Origin of the sequence: Shewanella insulae (genome assembly GCF_009831655.1) — a bacterium.
Taxonomy (GTDB): Bacteria; Pseudomonadota; Gammaproteobacteria; order Enterobacterales; family Shewanellaceae; genus Shewanella; species Shewanella insulae.
The window spans coordinates 555,293-570,566 of the sequence record NZ_WRPA01000001.1; the positions used below are offsets into that span (position 1 = coordinate 555,293).

The window sequence follows — 15,274 nt, forward strand, 5'->3', positions numbered from 1 at the left end:
GCTAGTCTCCCTCACGCTTAAAGGGCAAGATGGCCTCGAGCTCTGTCATATAAGTCTTCACCGCCTGCGCTTCCTGCTCGATGAAATCGGCAATGGCCCGGCGAAAATCACTGTGTAAGACCTCATGCACCGAATAGGTTCGGATAGGTTCAAATCCCCTGAGCACCTTGTGCTCCCCCTGAGCGCCGGCATCAAACTTCCTAAGCCCCTGCTCTATGGCATATTCTATCCCCTGATAGTAACAGGTCTCAAAATGCAGCCCTTCTATCTCCTCGAGGGCGCCCCAATAGCGACCATAGAGACAGTCGCCACCTACAAAATAGAGCGCCGCCGCGACAGGCTCACTTTTTGCCTCACCCTCAACCTCCCCCTCAAGCGTGCTAGTTTCAGGACGCTCTACCATCAAGAGACGCACGCAATCGGCCATGTTTTTAACAATCGACTCGAAGAAGGCGGCGTTTAAATACCCCTGATGGCCCGAGCGCTTGTAATAGGTTCGCCGATAGCAGCGCACGAAATGCTCGAGTTCGACCCCAGTGATATCGGCCCCTTGGATGAAACGAAACCTAAGCCCTGCGTTTGCAATGGCGCGGCGCTCCTTGAGGATAGACTTGCGCCTGCGGCTGGTCAGTCGCGAAAGAAAATCATCGAAGTTAAGATAACCTTGATTAAACCAGTGAAACTGAGTTCCTAGCCGCTCAAGATGCCCCTGACTCGCCAAAGGCTGTCGCTCACTATCGAGTAGAAACAGGCTGTGCCAACTCGACGCCGAACAGGCCTTGGTGCGCCGATCCAGATGCTCACCTATAGCGAGGATAAGGGCCTTTTTTTGCGCCTCAGACAGATCGGACCTTAAGCCGATACGCGTGCCCGTCACCGGGGTAAAGGGGATGGCATTGACCAGCTTAGGGTAATACTCGATACCGTGACGCTCATAGGCCTGAGCCCAGGCCCAGTCGAACACATACTCGCCATAGGAGTGCCCCTTGAGATAGAGGGGCATCACGGCTAGCACCCTAGTGGGGTCAATCAGACTCTCGTCGCCTTGGTTACTTTCCGCTGCCTGCCCTACTTCGCTGACCACAAGATGCATGGGGCGCCAACCTGTCTGCTCCCCCACGCAGCCGCTCTGCTCAAGGGCATGTAGATATTCATAACGACAAAAGGGGCTAGTCTCTACCGTCATAGCCTCCATGTTAGCGTCTAGGTCAGTGCCCCCCATAAGGGCATTCCACAGGGGCGCCCCCAGGTTAGCAATCTGACTAACACATTGAATCGAATATGATGCAGCCAAGGCGCGCTCCTTAAAAAGATGGCTTGATTTCAGCTGTAATAATCGGCACATTGAAAACAAAACTACTGACTCAGTAGCTTAACACGCTTATTATTCTTATCACTCCGCTTACGCTTAACACTCTTATTACTTTAACCATTAGGGAATCCGTGTGCGTCCAATAAAAACCTTAATCTTCGCCATCAGCCTCAGCCTACCACTCATTGCGGGTCAGTTTGCCCAGGCTACCGAAACTTCCATCTATAGCCATAGCGCCACGGTGCAGCCCATCTGGGCCAAGCACGGCATGGTGGCCACTCAAGAGGCCGTGGCCACACAAGTGGGCGTCGATATTCTGAAGCAAGGCGGTAACGCGGTCGATGCGGCGGTCGCTGTCGGTTTTGCCCTGGCGGTCACCCTGCCAAGGGCTGGCAACATAGGCGGTGGCGGCTTCATGCTGGTCCACTTGGCCGAAGATAATAAGACGGTCGCCATCGATTATCGAGAGGTCGCCCCCAAACGCGCCCATAAGGATATCTTCCTCAACGAGCAGGGCGATGCGGTCGCCAAGCTCAGCCGCGAACATGGCCTGGCCGTCGGTGTGCCCGGCACCGTCATGGGCATGGAACTGGCCCTTAAGAAATATGGCACCATGTCCATGGCCCAGGTGATCGAGCCCGCCATCAAGCTCGCCGAGCAAGGCATTAGCGTCACGCCAGATCTCGCCTCCTCCCTTGCCGGGCTAAAACGCCGTATTTCCCAGTGGCCGAGCTCCAAGGCGATCTTCTATCGCCCCGATGGCAGCAACTTCGAGATAGGCGACACTCTTAGCCAGAAGGCGCTGGCCCACTCACTCAAGCTCATAAAAAAGCAAGGCAGCAAGGGCTTCTATGAGGGTGAAACCGCCGAGAAGATAGTCGCCAGCGTCACACAGGCCGGCGGCATCATGACCCTGGACGACCTAAAAGAGTATCGTGTGGTCGAGCGTCAGCCCGTAGAGGGCGAATATCGCGGCTACAAGGTGGTCTCCATGCCGCCCCCCTCTTCCGGCGGCATACATATCATCGAGATGCTGAACATGCTCGAGCCTTACCCCATTGCCAAGTTAGGCCACAACACCGCCGATACTCTGCACCTGATGGCCGAAGTGATGAAACGCGCCTATGCCGATCGTAGCGAATATTTGGGGGATCCCGACTATGTCCAGGTGCCGGTGAAGACGCTCATCAGTAAAGACTATGCCCAATCCCGCGCCAAGGGGATCGCCATCAACCGCGTCACCCCAAGCAGTGAAATTAGCCCGGGTAAGGTCACAGGTTACGAGAGCCCACAGACTACCCACTACTCAGTGGTCGACAAGTGGGGCAACGCGGTCGCCAACACCTATACCCTGAACTTCAGCTATGGCTCAGGCCTGGTGGCCGAGGGCACCGGCATTCTGCTCAACAACGAGATGGATGACTTCTCCGCCAAGCCTGGCGTGCCTAACGGCTATGGCCTGATCGGCGGAGATGCCAATGCGGTAGAAGGCGGCAAGCGCCCCCTCAGCTCCATGAGCCCCACCATAGTGATGAAAGACGGTAAACCCTTCATCGTCACCGGCAGCCCAGGCGGCTCACGCATCATCAACACCACGCTTCAGATCATCATGAATGTGATCGATCATGGGCTCAATATCGCCGAGGCCAGCTATTCCAGCCGTGTGCATCACCAGTGGCTGCCCGACGAGCTACGGGTGGAGAAGAGCCTCAATCGCGATACCATCTCACTACTGGAAGCCAGGGGCCACAAGGTCAGCGTCAAAGATGCCATGGGCTCGACTCAGTCGATCATGATCACCGACGAGGGAATGTTCGGCGCCTCAGATCCTCGCCGCGCAGGTAGTGCAGCGGCAGGTTACTAGCGCTAGGCGAGACAGGGGCAGATGTCCAACAAAAAAGGGAAGCTCGGCTTCCCTTTTTAATTTGTCGTCACTGAGTGTTTTTACACTCAGCTTTCTATCACTCGGTTCTCAGGCTCTGACGCCAGAACTGCTGGGACAGATGGTGGGTCTTGGCCGACAAACGCGCCACCTGCTCACCGCGCTCCTCTGCAGCCTGAGTCTGACTCAGGCTAGCCAGCGCCAACTCGTTGATCAGCTGAATCGACTGGCTGATCTCGCTGGCCACCGCCGTCTGCTGACTCATGGCCGCGGCGTTGGCATCACTCATCTGATTGATCTTATCGATAGAGGCGCGCAGTTCCTCGAAGGAGGCATCCACCTGCTGGGCCAAGCCTACCGAGTGCTGGGCCTGTCGCTGGCCCGCCTGCATGGTCTGACTCGCTTTTAGTGTACTGTCTCTGAATTTGCTGACAATCGCCTCAATATGACTGGTCGACTCGCTGGTGCGACTGGAAAGCTGACGCACCTCATCGGCCACCACGGCAAAGCCCCGACCCGATTCACCGGCACGGGCCGCCTCGATGGCCGCATTAAGCGCCAAGAGGTTGGTCTGCTCGGCGATACCCCGTATCACCTCCAACACCTCGTTGATCTCCTGGCTGTCTTGTTCGATAGAAGCCACCACGGCAGAGAAATTACTCACCTCCTGATGCAGCCCCCTGATGGCCTGGATCACTTCGACCAGCAATTCGTGCCCCTTCTCGGCCGCCTCATGGCTCATGGACATCTCTTCGGCGGCCTGCTGAATATTCTGGCTTACCTCGTTGAAACTGGCACTCATCTCCTCCACCGCGGTGGCCGCCTGACTGGTCTGCTGGCTCTGACTATCGGCACGCTCCCGGGTATGGCTGATGGTCTCATTCAGGCTAACGCTAAGCTCCTGAATCGACTCGGCCGAGTCCGCCATACGTCCCACGGCCCCGCCAGTCTCCGTCTGCAAATATTGCAGGGCGAAGCCGAGTTTACCCAGCTCATCCTGTCGGCCACAATAAACCGCAGTCGCCAAAGGATCTTCTATGACACCGCTCGCCTGCGCCACCAGGGCATTAAAGGGCTTAAGCGTCAGATAGAGCCCTGCAAACCCCAAACCCGCCGACAGCAGCAATGCCAACAGGGGCGAATAGCCGGCGAAACCGACGGCAACGCCGAGACTCGATAGCAAGAGCAATCCCAAGCGTTTGGTAAAGCCCAGGCGCGACGCCTTAAGTGCGCGGGGCTGTTTACCGGCATTGAGTTCACCGTAGATTGCCTGAGCGTTATCTATCTGCGCCTGGGTCGGTTTTCTACGCACCGACTGATACTCATGTACCTCGCCACCTTCCCACACTGGAGCCACATAGGCGTTGACCCAGTAGTGATCCCCCGACTTGGCACGGTTTTTCACTACACCTATCCAAGGTTTGCCCTGTTTAAGGCGGGACCACATGGATTCAAAGGCCGCCGGTGGCATGTCCGGATGGCGCACGATATTGTGGGGCTGGCGGTAGAGTTCACCCTGGGTAAACTCAGACACCTGAGTAAAACCAGCATTGGCGTATTTGATCTTGCCCTTAAGGTCCGTGGTCGACAACAAGATAGTGTCGGCGGCAAACACCTTCTCTTTCTGCGTGACGGGTTGGTTATTTTTCATATTATTGTTCTTCTGGGTACAAAGACGTTAACTATACTTATCTAATGTTATGAAAAACTCATTGATAATTATCAATAAAGATTATATTCCCTTAGAAATAATCAGGTTATCTAGCAAACCTTAATCGCTGGCGCGCTGCGCTCCACTCTTAGTCTCTTGCTTAGCCGACTCAGATAGCTGGTCTGTTGAGACTGCGAGCTCGACGAAGGCAGCGGTATACATCTGTAGATTGAGCATAAACTGCGCCTTGGTAATGAACTCATGCTCGCTATGGCCCGTATATTCTACGCCAGGCATGGCGGGGCCGAAGCTGAGTGCGTTAGGAAACAGCTTGCTGTTGGTGGAGCCGCCGATAGCCACCGGCTTGGGCGATGGCGTATCGGTAAAGTGACCAAATACCGACAGCAGGGTCTGCAGATGGGGCGCCTTATCCATCAGCTTTGGCTCGCCCCAATAGGTCTCAACGCCTCCGAAACTAACGGTGTGCTGCACCTGCCAGCTCTCCAGCGCCTCATACGTTTCTTTGTCCAGCTGCTCAGGCGTCTTGCCCACAGGGCGTCTCAGGTTAAGCACTATCTCTGTGCCCTGCTCATTTGGCTTCACCAGGGTCGCCGCCAGGGTCATTGGCCCCATGAAATCATCTTCATAGGCAATGGCGCCAAACTGCTCGCCGTACAAGCCTAACCCCACCATCTGTTGGATAAACTGCGCCGTCAGTGCCGCCTCGCTGCGCGAAAAATGAATGCCCCTTAACAGCTCGGCCAGATGAGTCACGGCGTTTACACCCGCTTCAGGCGTCGAAGAGTGGGTCGACTTACCCTCAGCGATGATGGTGAGCAGCTCCCGGGCCTGGCCCTCCAATGATGTCAGCTGAAATTGATACTTCATCCCCCGCTGGGCGCTGGCCTTCTCCTTTAACGCAACAATCATCTTCTTATCTAACCCAGAGATCTTGGCCACCGCCTGCTGGGGCACCTGACTGGCAAAGGCACCGCCAGAAAAACCATCTAAGCTAGGCGACGTGCCAGAGGATTCTTTACCATTCTTGGGCATCTTAGGAATAGTCAGGCGGATCTCACTCCAGCCCTTCTCTGCGGTCACGACCGGGTACTCGGCGTCTATGGTGATATTGATATCGGCGGGGGTAAACTCGGTCAGAAAGGCCTTTAGGGGCGCCCAATCCGACTCTTCGGCCAGATAGACCAAAAGCTCGATACGTCTGTTGAGGGCTAGCCCCTTGTCTTTAATCGCCTTCATGGCGTACATGGCAGTGACGATTGGCCCCTTGTCATCTTCGGTGCCACGGCCAATCAGATATCCGGGCTGTGACTGACTGTCCAGGATAAAGGGATCTTGCTGCCAGAAACTGGCATCGGCTGGCTGCACATCGCCGTGGGTGATCACCCCAAGCTTGCGCTCGCCTTCGCCCAGACCGATCAGCACCACATAACCTTGGTCACTATAATCCAGCCCCAGGCGCTGACTCAGGGACTTTAACTGCGCCTTAAAACCGATAAATTCGGGGTGAGTCAAGGGGGTCATCCCCTCGGTATCCACCGTCTTATAGGGGATCAGCGTAGAGAGCGCAGTTATGGTCTCATCGCCATAGGTATCCAGGGCATATTGAGCCACTCGGTCGGCCTGGGCCGAGATCTTAGGCGTGGCTTGCAGAGGGGTTTTAGCATTAACATGTGAATCGGCTTGAGCACTAGGATGTGAATCTGCTTGAACCGAGGCAACAGCCAGGCCGCTACTCAGCAATAAACTAAGGGCGCCGACGGCCTTAAGGGAGAGTTTAAGGGTCATCTTGTTATTATCATTTTTAACGTCGAATTGACGCATTTTGCCACATTTATGTGCATCCAGGGTGCAAAAACAGCCATTTCAAAACATTTGTTACAAACAAAACACAAAATCGATAGATTTAACCGTCAGAGTAATGATAATGGGCAGTTTAATGTCGTCGCTTAAGGCATTTAAGCGTAGATATTTGCGGTCATCTAGGCCGCTTAACGAGTCGCAACACTAGATCGCGGCCTAAAACAAGCCAATCATCGGGGAATTTAACTATGAAGGGATTGACCCTCAAGCCAATCGTGTCGGCCATGGCTCTCGCCATCGCCTTAGGCGGCTGTAGCGCCCAGCAAGGTAGCAGCCAAGAAGCGGAAGTCGCACCCAACGTGGTCGCGCAGCGCATCATAGACAACAACGCCAACAACCCCTTCTTCAAGCCCTACGATACCTTCCTAGGTATGCCAGATTTCGACAAGATCAAGCCAGAGCACTACCTGCCAGCCTTCAAGGCGGGTATCGCCCAGCACAAGGCCGAGATCCAGGCCATTATCGATAACCCGGCGGCCCCAACCTTCGCCAACACCATCGAAGCCATGGAATTTTCTGGCGATCTCACCACTAAGGTGGCCAGCGTCTTCTATAACCTCACCAGTGCCGACACCAACGAGCAGCTACAGGCGATCTCTAAAGAGGTCTCACCTATGCTATCTGCCGCCGGTGACGACATCCTGCTCAACGACAAGCTGTTCAAGCGCGTCAAGGCCGTCTATGACCAGCGCGATAGCCTGACACTCAATACCGCCCAGCAGAAGCTACTGGAAGACACCTACAAGTCATTCACCCGCGGCGGCGCTAACCTGAGCGATGCCGACAAGGTTAAACTCAGAGCCCTGAACGAGAAGATCGGCAAGCTGAGCCTGGAGTTTGGCGACAACCTACTGGCCGAAACCAACGCCTTCGAGCTGGTGATCGACAACGCCGCCGACCTCAAAGGTCTACCCCAGGATGTGATCAACACCGCCGCGCAAACCGCAGAGAAGAAGGGACATTCTGGCAAATGGGTATTCACCACTCAGCGTCCGTCTATCACCCCATTCCTCACCTATGCCGACAACCGCGAGTTGCGTGAGAAGATCTACAAGGGTTACATCGAGCGTGGCAACAATGACAATGCCAACGACAACAAGAAGATCCTGGCTCAGATGGCGGCCCTGCGCGCCGAGCGTGCTCAACTGATGGGTTATAAGAGCCATGCCCACTTCGTGCTGGAAGAGCGCACCGCCAAGACGCCCGAAAACGTCTACGGCCTGCTAGACAAGGTATGGCCTGCAGCACTTGGCCAGGCCAAGGCTGAGGTTGCCGTGATGCAGAAGCTGATCGACGAAGAAGGCGGAAACTTCAAGCTAGCCGCGTGGGACTGGTGGTACTATGCCGACAAGATCCGTGTGGCCAAATACAGCTTCAACGAGCAGGAAACCCGTCCCTACTTCTCGCTGGAAAACACTTTGAAGGGTGTGTTCTACACCGCCAACCGTCTCTACGGCATCACGGTCAAGGAGCGCACCGACCTGCCTAAGTACAACGACGAGGTACGTACCTGGGAAGTGTATGACAAAGACGGCTCCCTGATGGCGATCTTCCTGGGCGACTACTATGTACGCGACAGCAAGCGTGGTGGTGCCTGGGCTAACTCCTACCGCCAACAATATAGAATGCACGGCGTCGAGTCTAAGCCGATTATCGTCAACGTACTCAACTACCCACGTCCAGTGGGCGACGAGCCGGCGCTGCTGACCTTCGATGAGGCAAGCACCCTGTTCCACGAGTTTGGTCACGCCCTGCACGCCATGTTGTCCGATGTTGAGTATCGCTCACAGGCAGGTACCTCTGTGCCACGCGACTATGTAGAGTTCCCGTCACAGGTGATGGAAAACTGGATGACCCAGCCTGAAGTGCTGGCGCAATTTGCCAAACACTACAAGACCGGCGAGGTGATCCCTCAGTCTCTGGTTGAGAAGATCCAGGCAGCCAGCAAGTTCAACCAGGGCTTTGCCACGGTAGAATATATGGCGGCCACCAAGCTGGATCTCGACTGGCACACCCTGAGTGACGTCGAGCCTAAGGATGCGGCCAAGTTTGAAGCCGACTCCCTGAGCAAGATGGGCCTGATCGAAGAGATCGCACCGCGCTACCGCAGCACCTACTTCTCACACATCTTCTCTGGCGGTTACTCCGCCGGTTACTACAGCTACCTCTGGTCTGATATCCTGGGTGCAGATGCCTTCGAGGCCTTCAAAGAAAACGGTATCTTCGACAAGGCAACCGCCGACGCCTTTAGAAACAATGTGCTGTCTCAAGGCGGCAGCGAAGATCCTATGCTGCTCTACAAACAGTTCCGCGGCAAGGAAGCGGGTATCGAGCCACTGCTTCGCAGTCGTGGCCTGCTAGCCAAGTAAGCGACAAGCCCCCATCAATAGACAAAAAGCACGCTCCGGCGTGCTTTTTTATTCCATCAAACCGCGAGGTTGTGCAATTTATCTACAACCTGCACAAGGGTTCACCAACCTATAGCAAGTCGATACAAACTGTCACATAAACAGTGGCTTACTGTCACAGTTTTTACATTTCATCTCTCTATAATTCGCCAAGTGGCACTCCTGCTTGGGCTGGCGAAAAACCCGTCTTACCAAGGTATTGCCGCACTGATGAAGCCCATCTGAAATCAACAGTGGCTTCGGGGTCAAACAATAAATAATAGAGATTGATGGATATGTTTAATAAAAAACTATTAGCCGTGGTTATCGCATCGAGTATCGGACTCACCGCCTGTAGCTGGAACGACGATGATGAAGATACGATCACCTCAGCAAACGTGAAGCTCAGGGTACTGGAAACCACAGATCTGCACACCAACATCATGGACTATGACTACTACCAGTCTAAGGTCGATCCCACCATAGGCCTGGCGCGCACCGCCAGCCTGATCCACGCCGCCCGTAAAGAGGCGAGCAACTTCGTTTTGGTAGATAACGGTGACCTGCTGCAGGGCAGCCCTATGGGCGACTACATGGCCAAGATCGGCCTGCAGGAGGGCGATGTTCATCCCGCCTACAAGGCGATGAACACCTTAGACTATGAGGTGGCCAACATAGGTAACCATGAGTTTAACTATGGCCTGGATTTCCTCGAGAAGGCCCTGAGCGGTGCCGAATTCCCCTATATCAACGCCAACGTCTACTGCGCGGCCGATGACTGCTGGAATGACATTAAGAAAGGCGACAACCTGTTTACCCCTTACCTGATCAAGGAGAAAGTGGTTGTCGATACCCAGGGGCGTGAACACACCATCAAGATAGGTTACATAGGCTTCGTGCCACCACAGATCATGTTGTGGGACAAGCAGCACCTGACCGGTAAGGTAGAAGCCAAAGATATCATAGAAACTGCCAAGCTATTCGTGCCTAAGATGAAGGCCGAAGGCGCCGATGTGATCATCGCCATCCCACACTCGGGCATAGGCTCGACGGAAAACCCAGGCGATGCCATGGCCGAGAATGCCACCTTCGCCCTGACTAATGTCGAAGGCATTGACGCCATCATGTTTGGCCATAGCCACTCTATCTTCCCACACGCCAACTATGCCGATCTGCCCAATACCGATGTAGAGAAGGGTCTGCTCAACGGCGTGGCCGCCGTCATGCCGGGCCGCTGGGGCGACAACTTAGGGGTGGTTGATCTTAAGTTGACCCTTAAAGATGGCACCTGGTCGGTAACCGATGCCCAGACTGAGGCGCGTCCTATCTATGATGGCGCCAACAAGGTCGCCCTGGTAGACGCCGACAAGGATATTCACGATGCGGTCGAACTTGAGCATCAAGGCACCCTCGCCTTCGTGGATCAGCCCATAGGTGTCGCCGCGGCCAACATGTATAGCTTCCTGACGCTGGTACAGGATGACCCTACGGTGCAAATCGTCTCGGATGCTCAGATAGCCCAGGTCAGCGCCAAGCTGCCAGACTCGCTGCAGGGGATCCCAGTACTCTCGGCAGCCGCCCCCTTCAAGGCAGGTGGTCGTCACGCCACCGAGGCCGATGCCTCGCAGTTCGTGCAGGTGGATGCCGGCAATCTTACCTTTAAGAACGCTGCCGACCTCTATCTCTACCCGAATACCATGGTGGCGGTGAAGATCACAGGCGTCGAGCTGAAAGACTGGCTCGAGTGCAGCGCCAACCAGTTCAATCAAATAGACCCAAGCTCAAGCGAGCCTCAGTCTCTGATCAACTGGAACGGCCATCCGACCTACAATTTCGATGTAATAGACGGCGTTACCTATAAGATAGATGTCACTCAGCCAAGCAAGTTTGACCGTGACTGCGCCGTTATTGCAGGCAATGAAAACGCCCAGCGTATCGTCGATCTGGCCTACACCACGCCAACCGGCGAGGTGCTAACCGGTGAGGCGTTAAGCACCCAGGAGTTTATCGTAGCCTCTAACAACTACCGCGCCTTCGGCGGCAAGTTTGCTGGCACGGGTGCTGAGTATGTGGTGATGGAGCTACCAGACACCAACCGTGAGGCCCTGGCCGCCTATATCACGGCGCAATCTAAGCCAAACGATCAGGGTGGCTATGATGGCATGGTGGATCCAAGAGCCGACTACAACTGGGACTTCAAGACCATAGACACTCAGGTGGCGCTGGATATCCGCTTCGAGACCCAGAACAGCGACAAGGCCGACAAGTTCATCAGCGACAACCAGCTGCGCAAGATGGAAAAGCTGGCCGAGCCTGATGCGCTGGGCTTTGCCATCTACCGCATCGATCTGACCAATGAGCCCGCTGCGAAATGATCGCGCTGTAAAGAGCGTCATAGCTAAATAGCCAAAAGCGCCTGCGGGCGCTTTTTTATTGGCTTGCGGACTGCCGCTGAAATAGCGTAGATTGACACTCACAGCCCACAATTAACATGCATCATGTCTCTCAGCCAACTGCCCTTTTCACAATCCTGCGAAAACAACAAGACGCCTATCCTGGCGATACTTAAACAGAGCTTTAAGACCACGCGGCGGGTGCTTGAAGTCGGCAGTGGCACAGGCCAGCACGCTGTATTCTTCGCCGCGCACCTGCCCCATCTCACCTGGTGCCCCAGCGATCAGCCTCAATTTATTGCGCCGCTTGAGAAGCGCATCGCCCTACAGGGCGGCGATAATATCGCGCCGCCCGTCAGCCTGGATGTCACCGCCCCTTGGCCCCTGGCCCAGGGAGAGGTTGATGGCATCTTCAGCGCCAATACGCTGCACATCATGAGTGAGGCCATGGTCACCGATTTCTTCAGGGGCGTTGAGCACCACCTCAGCGATAATGGCAGCCTCTGCGTCTACGGCCCCTTCAACTACAACAACCAATATACCAGCGAGAGCAATCGCCAGTTCGATATCTGGCTCAAGCATCGCAACATTCACAGCGGCATCCGCGATATCGAATGGATAATGGATCGGGCAGACACGGCGGGCCTTAGCCTACAGGCCGACCATGCCATGCCCGCCAACAATCGGCTGCTGCATTTTTCACGTTAACGCATTCCCCTGGTGCTAGGCATTAAGAAAGGGCCTTTCGGCCCTTCTTAGTCAATCCAATCTGACTCAATCCTAACTTGCTCATGCAAATCTGGCCGAGTCGAATCTTGCTTAGTCGAAATCGCTGTCTTGTAACTGAGTCAGCAGCTCGCAGCTGCGCTCCATCTGGTAGCGAATACTCCTGGTCTGAGGCGCCCAATAACTCATGTAGAATTTCGCCGTCACTAACTTGTTGGCGTAGAAGGCCTCATCTTCGCCCGCCGCCTTGGCCTGTTGAGCCTTAACCGCCATCCGGGCCCACATCCAGCCCAGGGCCACTATGCCCAGGATCTGCAGATAGCCCATGGAAGCGGCGCCTATGATGTCGGGATTCTTCATCCCGTTGGCGACGATATACTGGGTCGCCTTCTCGAGATCGACCGTGGCCTCCATCAGCGGCATCAGATAAGGTTTCAGCGCCTCATCCTCGAGGTGGTTAGCCACAAACGGCTTAACCAGCTCAGACCAGAGTCCCAGCGCCTCGCCCTTATCACCAAGCAGTTTACGACCCACTAAGTCCAGCGCCTGCACCCCGTTGGTGCCTTCGTAGATCATGGCGATGCGGCTATCGCGCACAAACTGCTCCATGCCCCACTCGTGAATATACCCATGGCCACCATAGACCTGCTGGGCATCGACACAGGCCTTAAAGCCTTGATCTGTCACGAAGCCTTTCACCACTGGGGTAAAGAGCGCGGCTAACTTGGCCGCAATAGTGGCTTTGGCCTTATCCTGATGACGGTGGGACTCGTCGAGCCAGAGTGCCTGCTGGCCCATCAGGGCCCTGGCACCCTGGTTAAAGGCCTTCTGGGCCATCAACATGCGTCTGACATCGCCGTGAACCAGAATAGGATCGGCCGGCGACTCACTCGCCTTGACGCCACTTAAGGCCCGCCCCTGCAGGCGCTCTCTGGCGTAGCTCAGGGCATTTTGATAGGCGATCTCAGAGACCCCAAGCCCCTGCACACCCACGCCGAGTCTGGCCTCGTTCATCATGGTAAACATCGCCCTCAGCCCCTGATGGGGTTCACCCACCAGCTCGCCGATAGCGCCGTCGAACACCATGACGCAGGTAGAGTTACCGTGGATCCCCATCTTATGCTCCAGGGCACTGGCCTCGACACCGTTGCGACAACCTAGGGTGCCATCGTCATTCACTAGGTATTTTGGTACGGCAAACAGGGAGATCCCCTTCACCCCGGCGGGCGCATCGGGCAGACGCGCCAACACTAGGTGTACTATGTTGTCGGCCAGGTCGTGATCGCCTGATGAGATAAAGATCTTCTCGCCGCTAATGGCATAGGTATCTTCGCCCACAGGTTTAGCCTTGGTACGCAGCAGCGCCAGATCCGTGCCCGCATGTGCCTCTGTCAGGTTCATGGTGCCTGTCCATTCACCGGACACCAGCTTCTCGAGGTACTTGGCCTTGAGCGCATCGCTGCCATGGGAATGGATCGCCGCATAGGCGCCGTGGGTCAACCCTGGGTACATGGCAAAGGCCATGTTGGTCGCCGTCTTCATCTCGGTGGCAAATACGCCGATGCACTCGGGAAGTCCCTGGCCGCCATATTCTGGGTCGCTGGTGAGTGTCGCCCAGCCGTTATCTACGTATTGTTGATAGGCGTCTTTAAAGCCTTCGGGGGTACGCACCTGACCGTCCACCAGCCGGCAACCCTGGGTATCCCCCGGACTGTTGAGCGGCAACATGATCTCTGTGGTGAAGTCGGCGACACCTTGAAGAATGGCATCACTCAGTTCGGCGTCGATCTCATCGAATCCCTGAAGGTCGTCGCGCTCATAGATGTTGAGTAGCTCGGCGAGAATAAACTGATAGTCGCGCAGTGGAGCTTGATAGATTGGCATTCCTTATTCCTTCTATTGTCGAAACCCAAAACGAACAGGCGCTAGCCGGGACATTAGCGCTCGCTCAACTATAGTGCTCCGACCACTTTACCCAAATCTGCTCAAAAATACAGCCCTTAGCCTCGGCTGTTTTCTTTTGAGCAGTGGAAAGCCCAAAAACAATCAAGGTCATACTACAGCTTACCGATAAAACTCTGTAAGCTAGGTCATCAGCTAAATGACCAGCCCGGCTTAACTCGTGAGGAGCATTTATGGGTTCTGTAACCGTAAAGAAACATCCCCAAGGACTCGAATATGTCGAGGTCGATACCGATCTCTGTCAGGCGCGCATCTTCATGCAAGGTGCCCAGATAGACAGGTTTCAGCCTAAGGGTCAAGCCCCGCTGCTTTGGGTATCGAGCGCAGACGACTATCAGCCGGGTAACGGCATTCGTGGCGGCATTCCTGTCTGCTGGCCCTGGTTTGGCATGCACGAAAACCCTCAATGGCCGCAGCATGGCTTTGCCAGAACCCGTCTGTGGAACCTGGATTCGGTGCAGATGCAGGATCAGGTGGTGGAACTCAAATTTAGCCTGACGGTGAGCGATGACGACAGGCAGTACTGGGCGCATCCAAGCCGGGTCGAGCTTATCTTTACCCTCAGCGATAGCCTCAGTGTCAGCCTGGTCAACACCAACCTGGGTGATACCCCGTTTAATCTCACCCAGGCGCTGCACACCTACTTTCCTATCGAAGATATTCATCAGCTTAAGGCCAGCGGCTTTAGCGGCGCCCGCTATATCGAATTTGGCGAAGGCCCCTTCGAGCAAGAAGGAGATGAGGTACAATTTGATCGGGAAACCGACCGGGTCTACACCCAGCTTGGCGACTGCCAGCAACTGCATACCCCACAGGGGATCATTGAGGTTCGCCGCGATAACAGCCACTCGGCTGTGCTCTGGAATCCCTGGATAGAAAAATCTAAGCGTCTGTCACGCTTCAACGACCAGGATTATCTCACCATGGTCTGCCTTGAGGCCGCCAATGTGTTAGAAGATAGGGTCGAGCTGGCACCGGGTGAGTCCCATACCTTGAGCACACATATTCGCTGGAAACCTCAGGGCTAGACTCGAGGTTCCGGGCACTAGGTTAATAAGGTGCCCTCCTTAAGCCCTGTAA

At 55.2% G+C, this 15,274-nt stretch carries 9 protein-coding genes; 5 read left to right on the forward strand and 4 right to left on the reverse strand.

The window, feature by feature from the left end; translation table 11 throughout:
* Position 1: 1 nt before the first annotated feature.
* Entirely contained in the window at positions 2-1,345 is a 1,344-nt protein-coding gene (locus GNT65_RS02450; protein ID WP_160793515.1) for a GNAT family N-acetyltransferase, read from the reverse strand.
* Between the two features lie 100 nt (positions 1,346-1,445).
* On the opposite strand from GNT65_RS02450, the gene ggt reads away from it, so the two are divergent.
* Positions 1,446-3,176: a gamma-glutamyltransferase gene (gene ggt / locus GNT65_RS02455; RefSeq protein ID WP_420853489.1), complete on the forward strand. Its 1,731-nt coding sequence runs from the start codon at positions 1,446-1,448 to the stop codon at positions 3,174-3,176.
* A 97-nt stretch (positions 3,177-3,273) separates the two neighbouring features.
* Here ggt and GNT65_RS02460 read toward each other — a convergent pair whose 3' ends face one another.
* Both GNT65_RS02460 and GNT65_RS02465 read right to left on the reverse strand, forming a co-directional pair.
* On the reverse strand, positions 3,274-4,845 hold the full coding sequence (locus GNT65_RS02460; protein ID WP_160793516.1) for a methyl-accepting chemotaxis protein: 1,572 nt from the start codon (positions 4,843-4,845) through the stop codon (positions 3,274-3,276).
* A 120-nt stretch (positions 4,846-4,965) separates the two neighbouring features.
* Positions 4,966-6,651, reverse strand: a complete 1,686-nt coding sequence (locus GNT65_RS02465; RefSeq protein ID WP_160793644.1) for a dipeptidase — start codon at positions 6,649-6,651, stop codon at positions 4,966-4,968.
* Positions 6,652-6,914: 263 nt separating this feature from the next.
* Between GNT65_RS02465 and GNT65_RS02470 the strand changes: the two genes are divergently transcribed.
* From GNT65_RS02470 to GNT65_RS02480, 3 genes are all read left to right on the forward strand, one after another.
* The gene (locus tag GNT65_RS02470; RefSeq protein ID WP_160793517.1) at positions 6,915-9,095 is read left to right on the forward strand and encodes a M3 family metallopeptidase; all 2,181 of its coding nucleotides are present in this window, start codon (positions 6,915-6,917) and stop codon (positions 9,093-9,095) included.
* Between the two features lie 314 nt (positions 9,096-9,409).
* Positions 9,410-11,488 (forward strand): bifunctional 2',3'-cyclic-nucleotide 2'-phosphodiesterase/3'-nucleotidase, encoded by a 2,079-nt coding sequence (locus tag GNT65_RS02475; RefSeq protein ID WP_160793518.1) that lies wholly within the window; start codon positions 9,410-9,412, stop codon positions 11,486-11,488.
* Positions 11,489-11,611: 123 nt separating this feature from the next.
* Positions 11,612-12,214 carry a DUF938 domain-containing protein gene (locus tag GNT65_RS02480; RefSeq protein ID WP_160793519.1) on the forward strand — a complete coding sequence of 201 codons (603 nt, stop codon included), beginning with the start codon at positions 11,612-11,614 and terminating at the stop codon, positions 12,212-12,214.
* Positions 12,215-12,325: 111 nt separating this feature from the next.
* Here GNT65_RS02480 and GNT65_RS02485 read toward each other — a convergent pair whose 3' ends face one another.
* On the reverse strand, positions 12,326-14,116 hold the full coding sequence (locus GNT65_RS02485) for an acyl-CoA dehydrogenase C-terminal domain-containing protein (RefSeq protein ID WP_160793520.1): 1,791 nt from the start codon (positions 14,114-14,116) through the stop codon (positions 12,326-12,328).
* A 251-nt stretch (positions 14,117-14,367) separates the two neighbouring features.
* Between GNT65_RS02485 and GNT65_RS02490 the strand changes: the two genes are divergently transcribed.
* Positions 14,368-15,222: a D-hexose-6-phosphate mutarotase gene (locus tag GNT65_RS02490; protein ID WP_160793521.1), complete on the forward strand. Its 855-nt coding sequence runs from the start codon at positions 14,368-14,370 to the stop codon at positions 15,220-15,222.
* The last annotated feature ends 52 nt before the right edge of the window (positions 15,223-15,274 follow it).

Excerpts from the sequence above, each read along its gene's own strand:
- GNT65_RS02450 (WP_160793515.1), bottom strand. The coding sequence starts at position 1,345 with ATGTGCCGATTATTACAGCTGAAATCAAGCCATCTTTTTAAGGAGCGC.
- GNT65_RS02460 (WP_160793516.1), bottom strand. The coding sequence starts at position 4,845 with ATGAAAAATAACCAACCCGTCACGCAGAAAGAGAAGGTGTTTGCCGCC.
- GNT65_RS02465 (WP_160793644.1), bottom strand. The coding sequence starts at position 6,651 with ATGACCCTTAAACTCTCCCTTAAGGCCGTCGGCGCCCTTAGTTTATTG.
- GNT65_RS02470 (WP_160793517.1), top strand. The coding sequence starts at position 6,915 with ATGAAGGGATTGACCCTCAAGCCAATCGTGTCGGCCATGGCTCTCGCC.
- GNT65_RS02475 (WP_160793518.1), top strand. The coding sequence starts at position 9,410 with ATGTTTAATAAAAAACTATTAGCCGTGGTTATCGCATCGAGTATCGGA.
- GNT65_RS02480 (WP_160793519.1), top strand. The coding sequence starts at position 11,612 with ATGTCTCTCAGCCAACTGCCCTTTTCACAATCCTGCGAAAACAACAAG.
- GNT65_RS02485 (WP_160793520.1), bottom strand. The coding sequence starts at position 14,116 with ATGCCAATCTATCAAGCTCCACTGCGCGACTATCAGTTTATTCTCGCC.
- GNT65_RS02490 (WP_160793521.1), top strand. The coding sequence starts at position 14,368 with ATGGGTTCTGTAACCGTAAAGAAACATCCCCAAGGACTCGAATATGTC.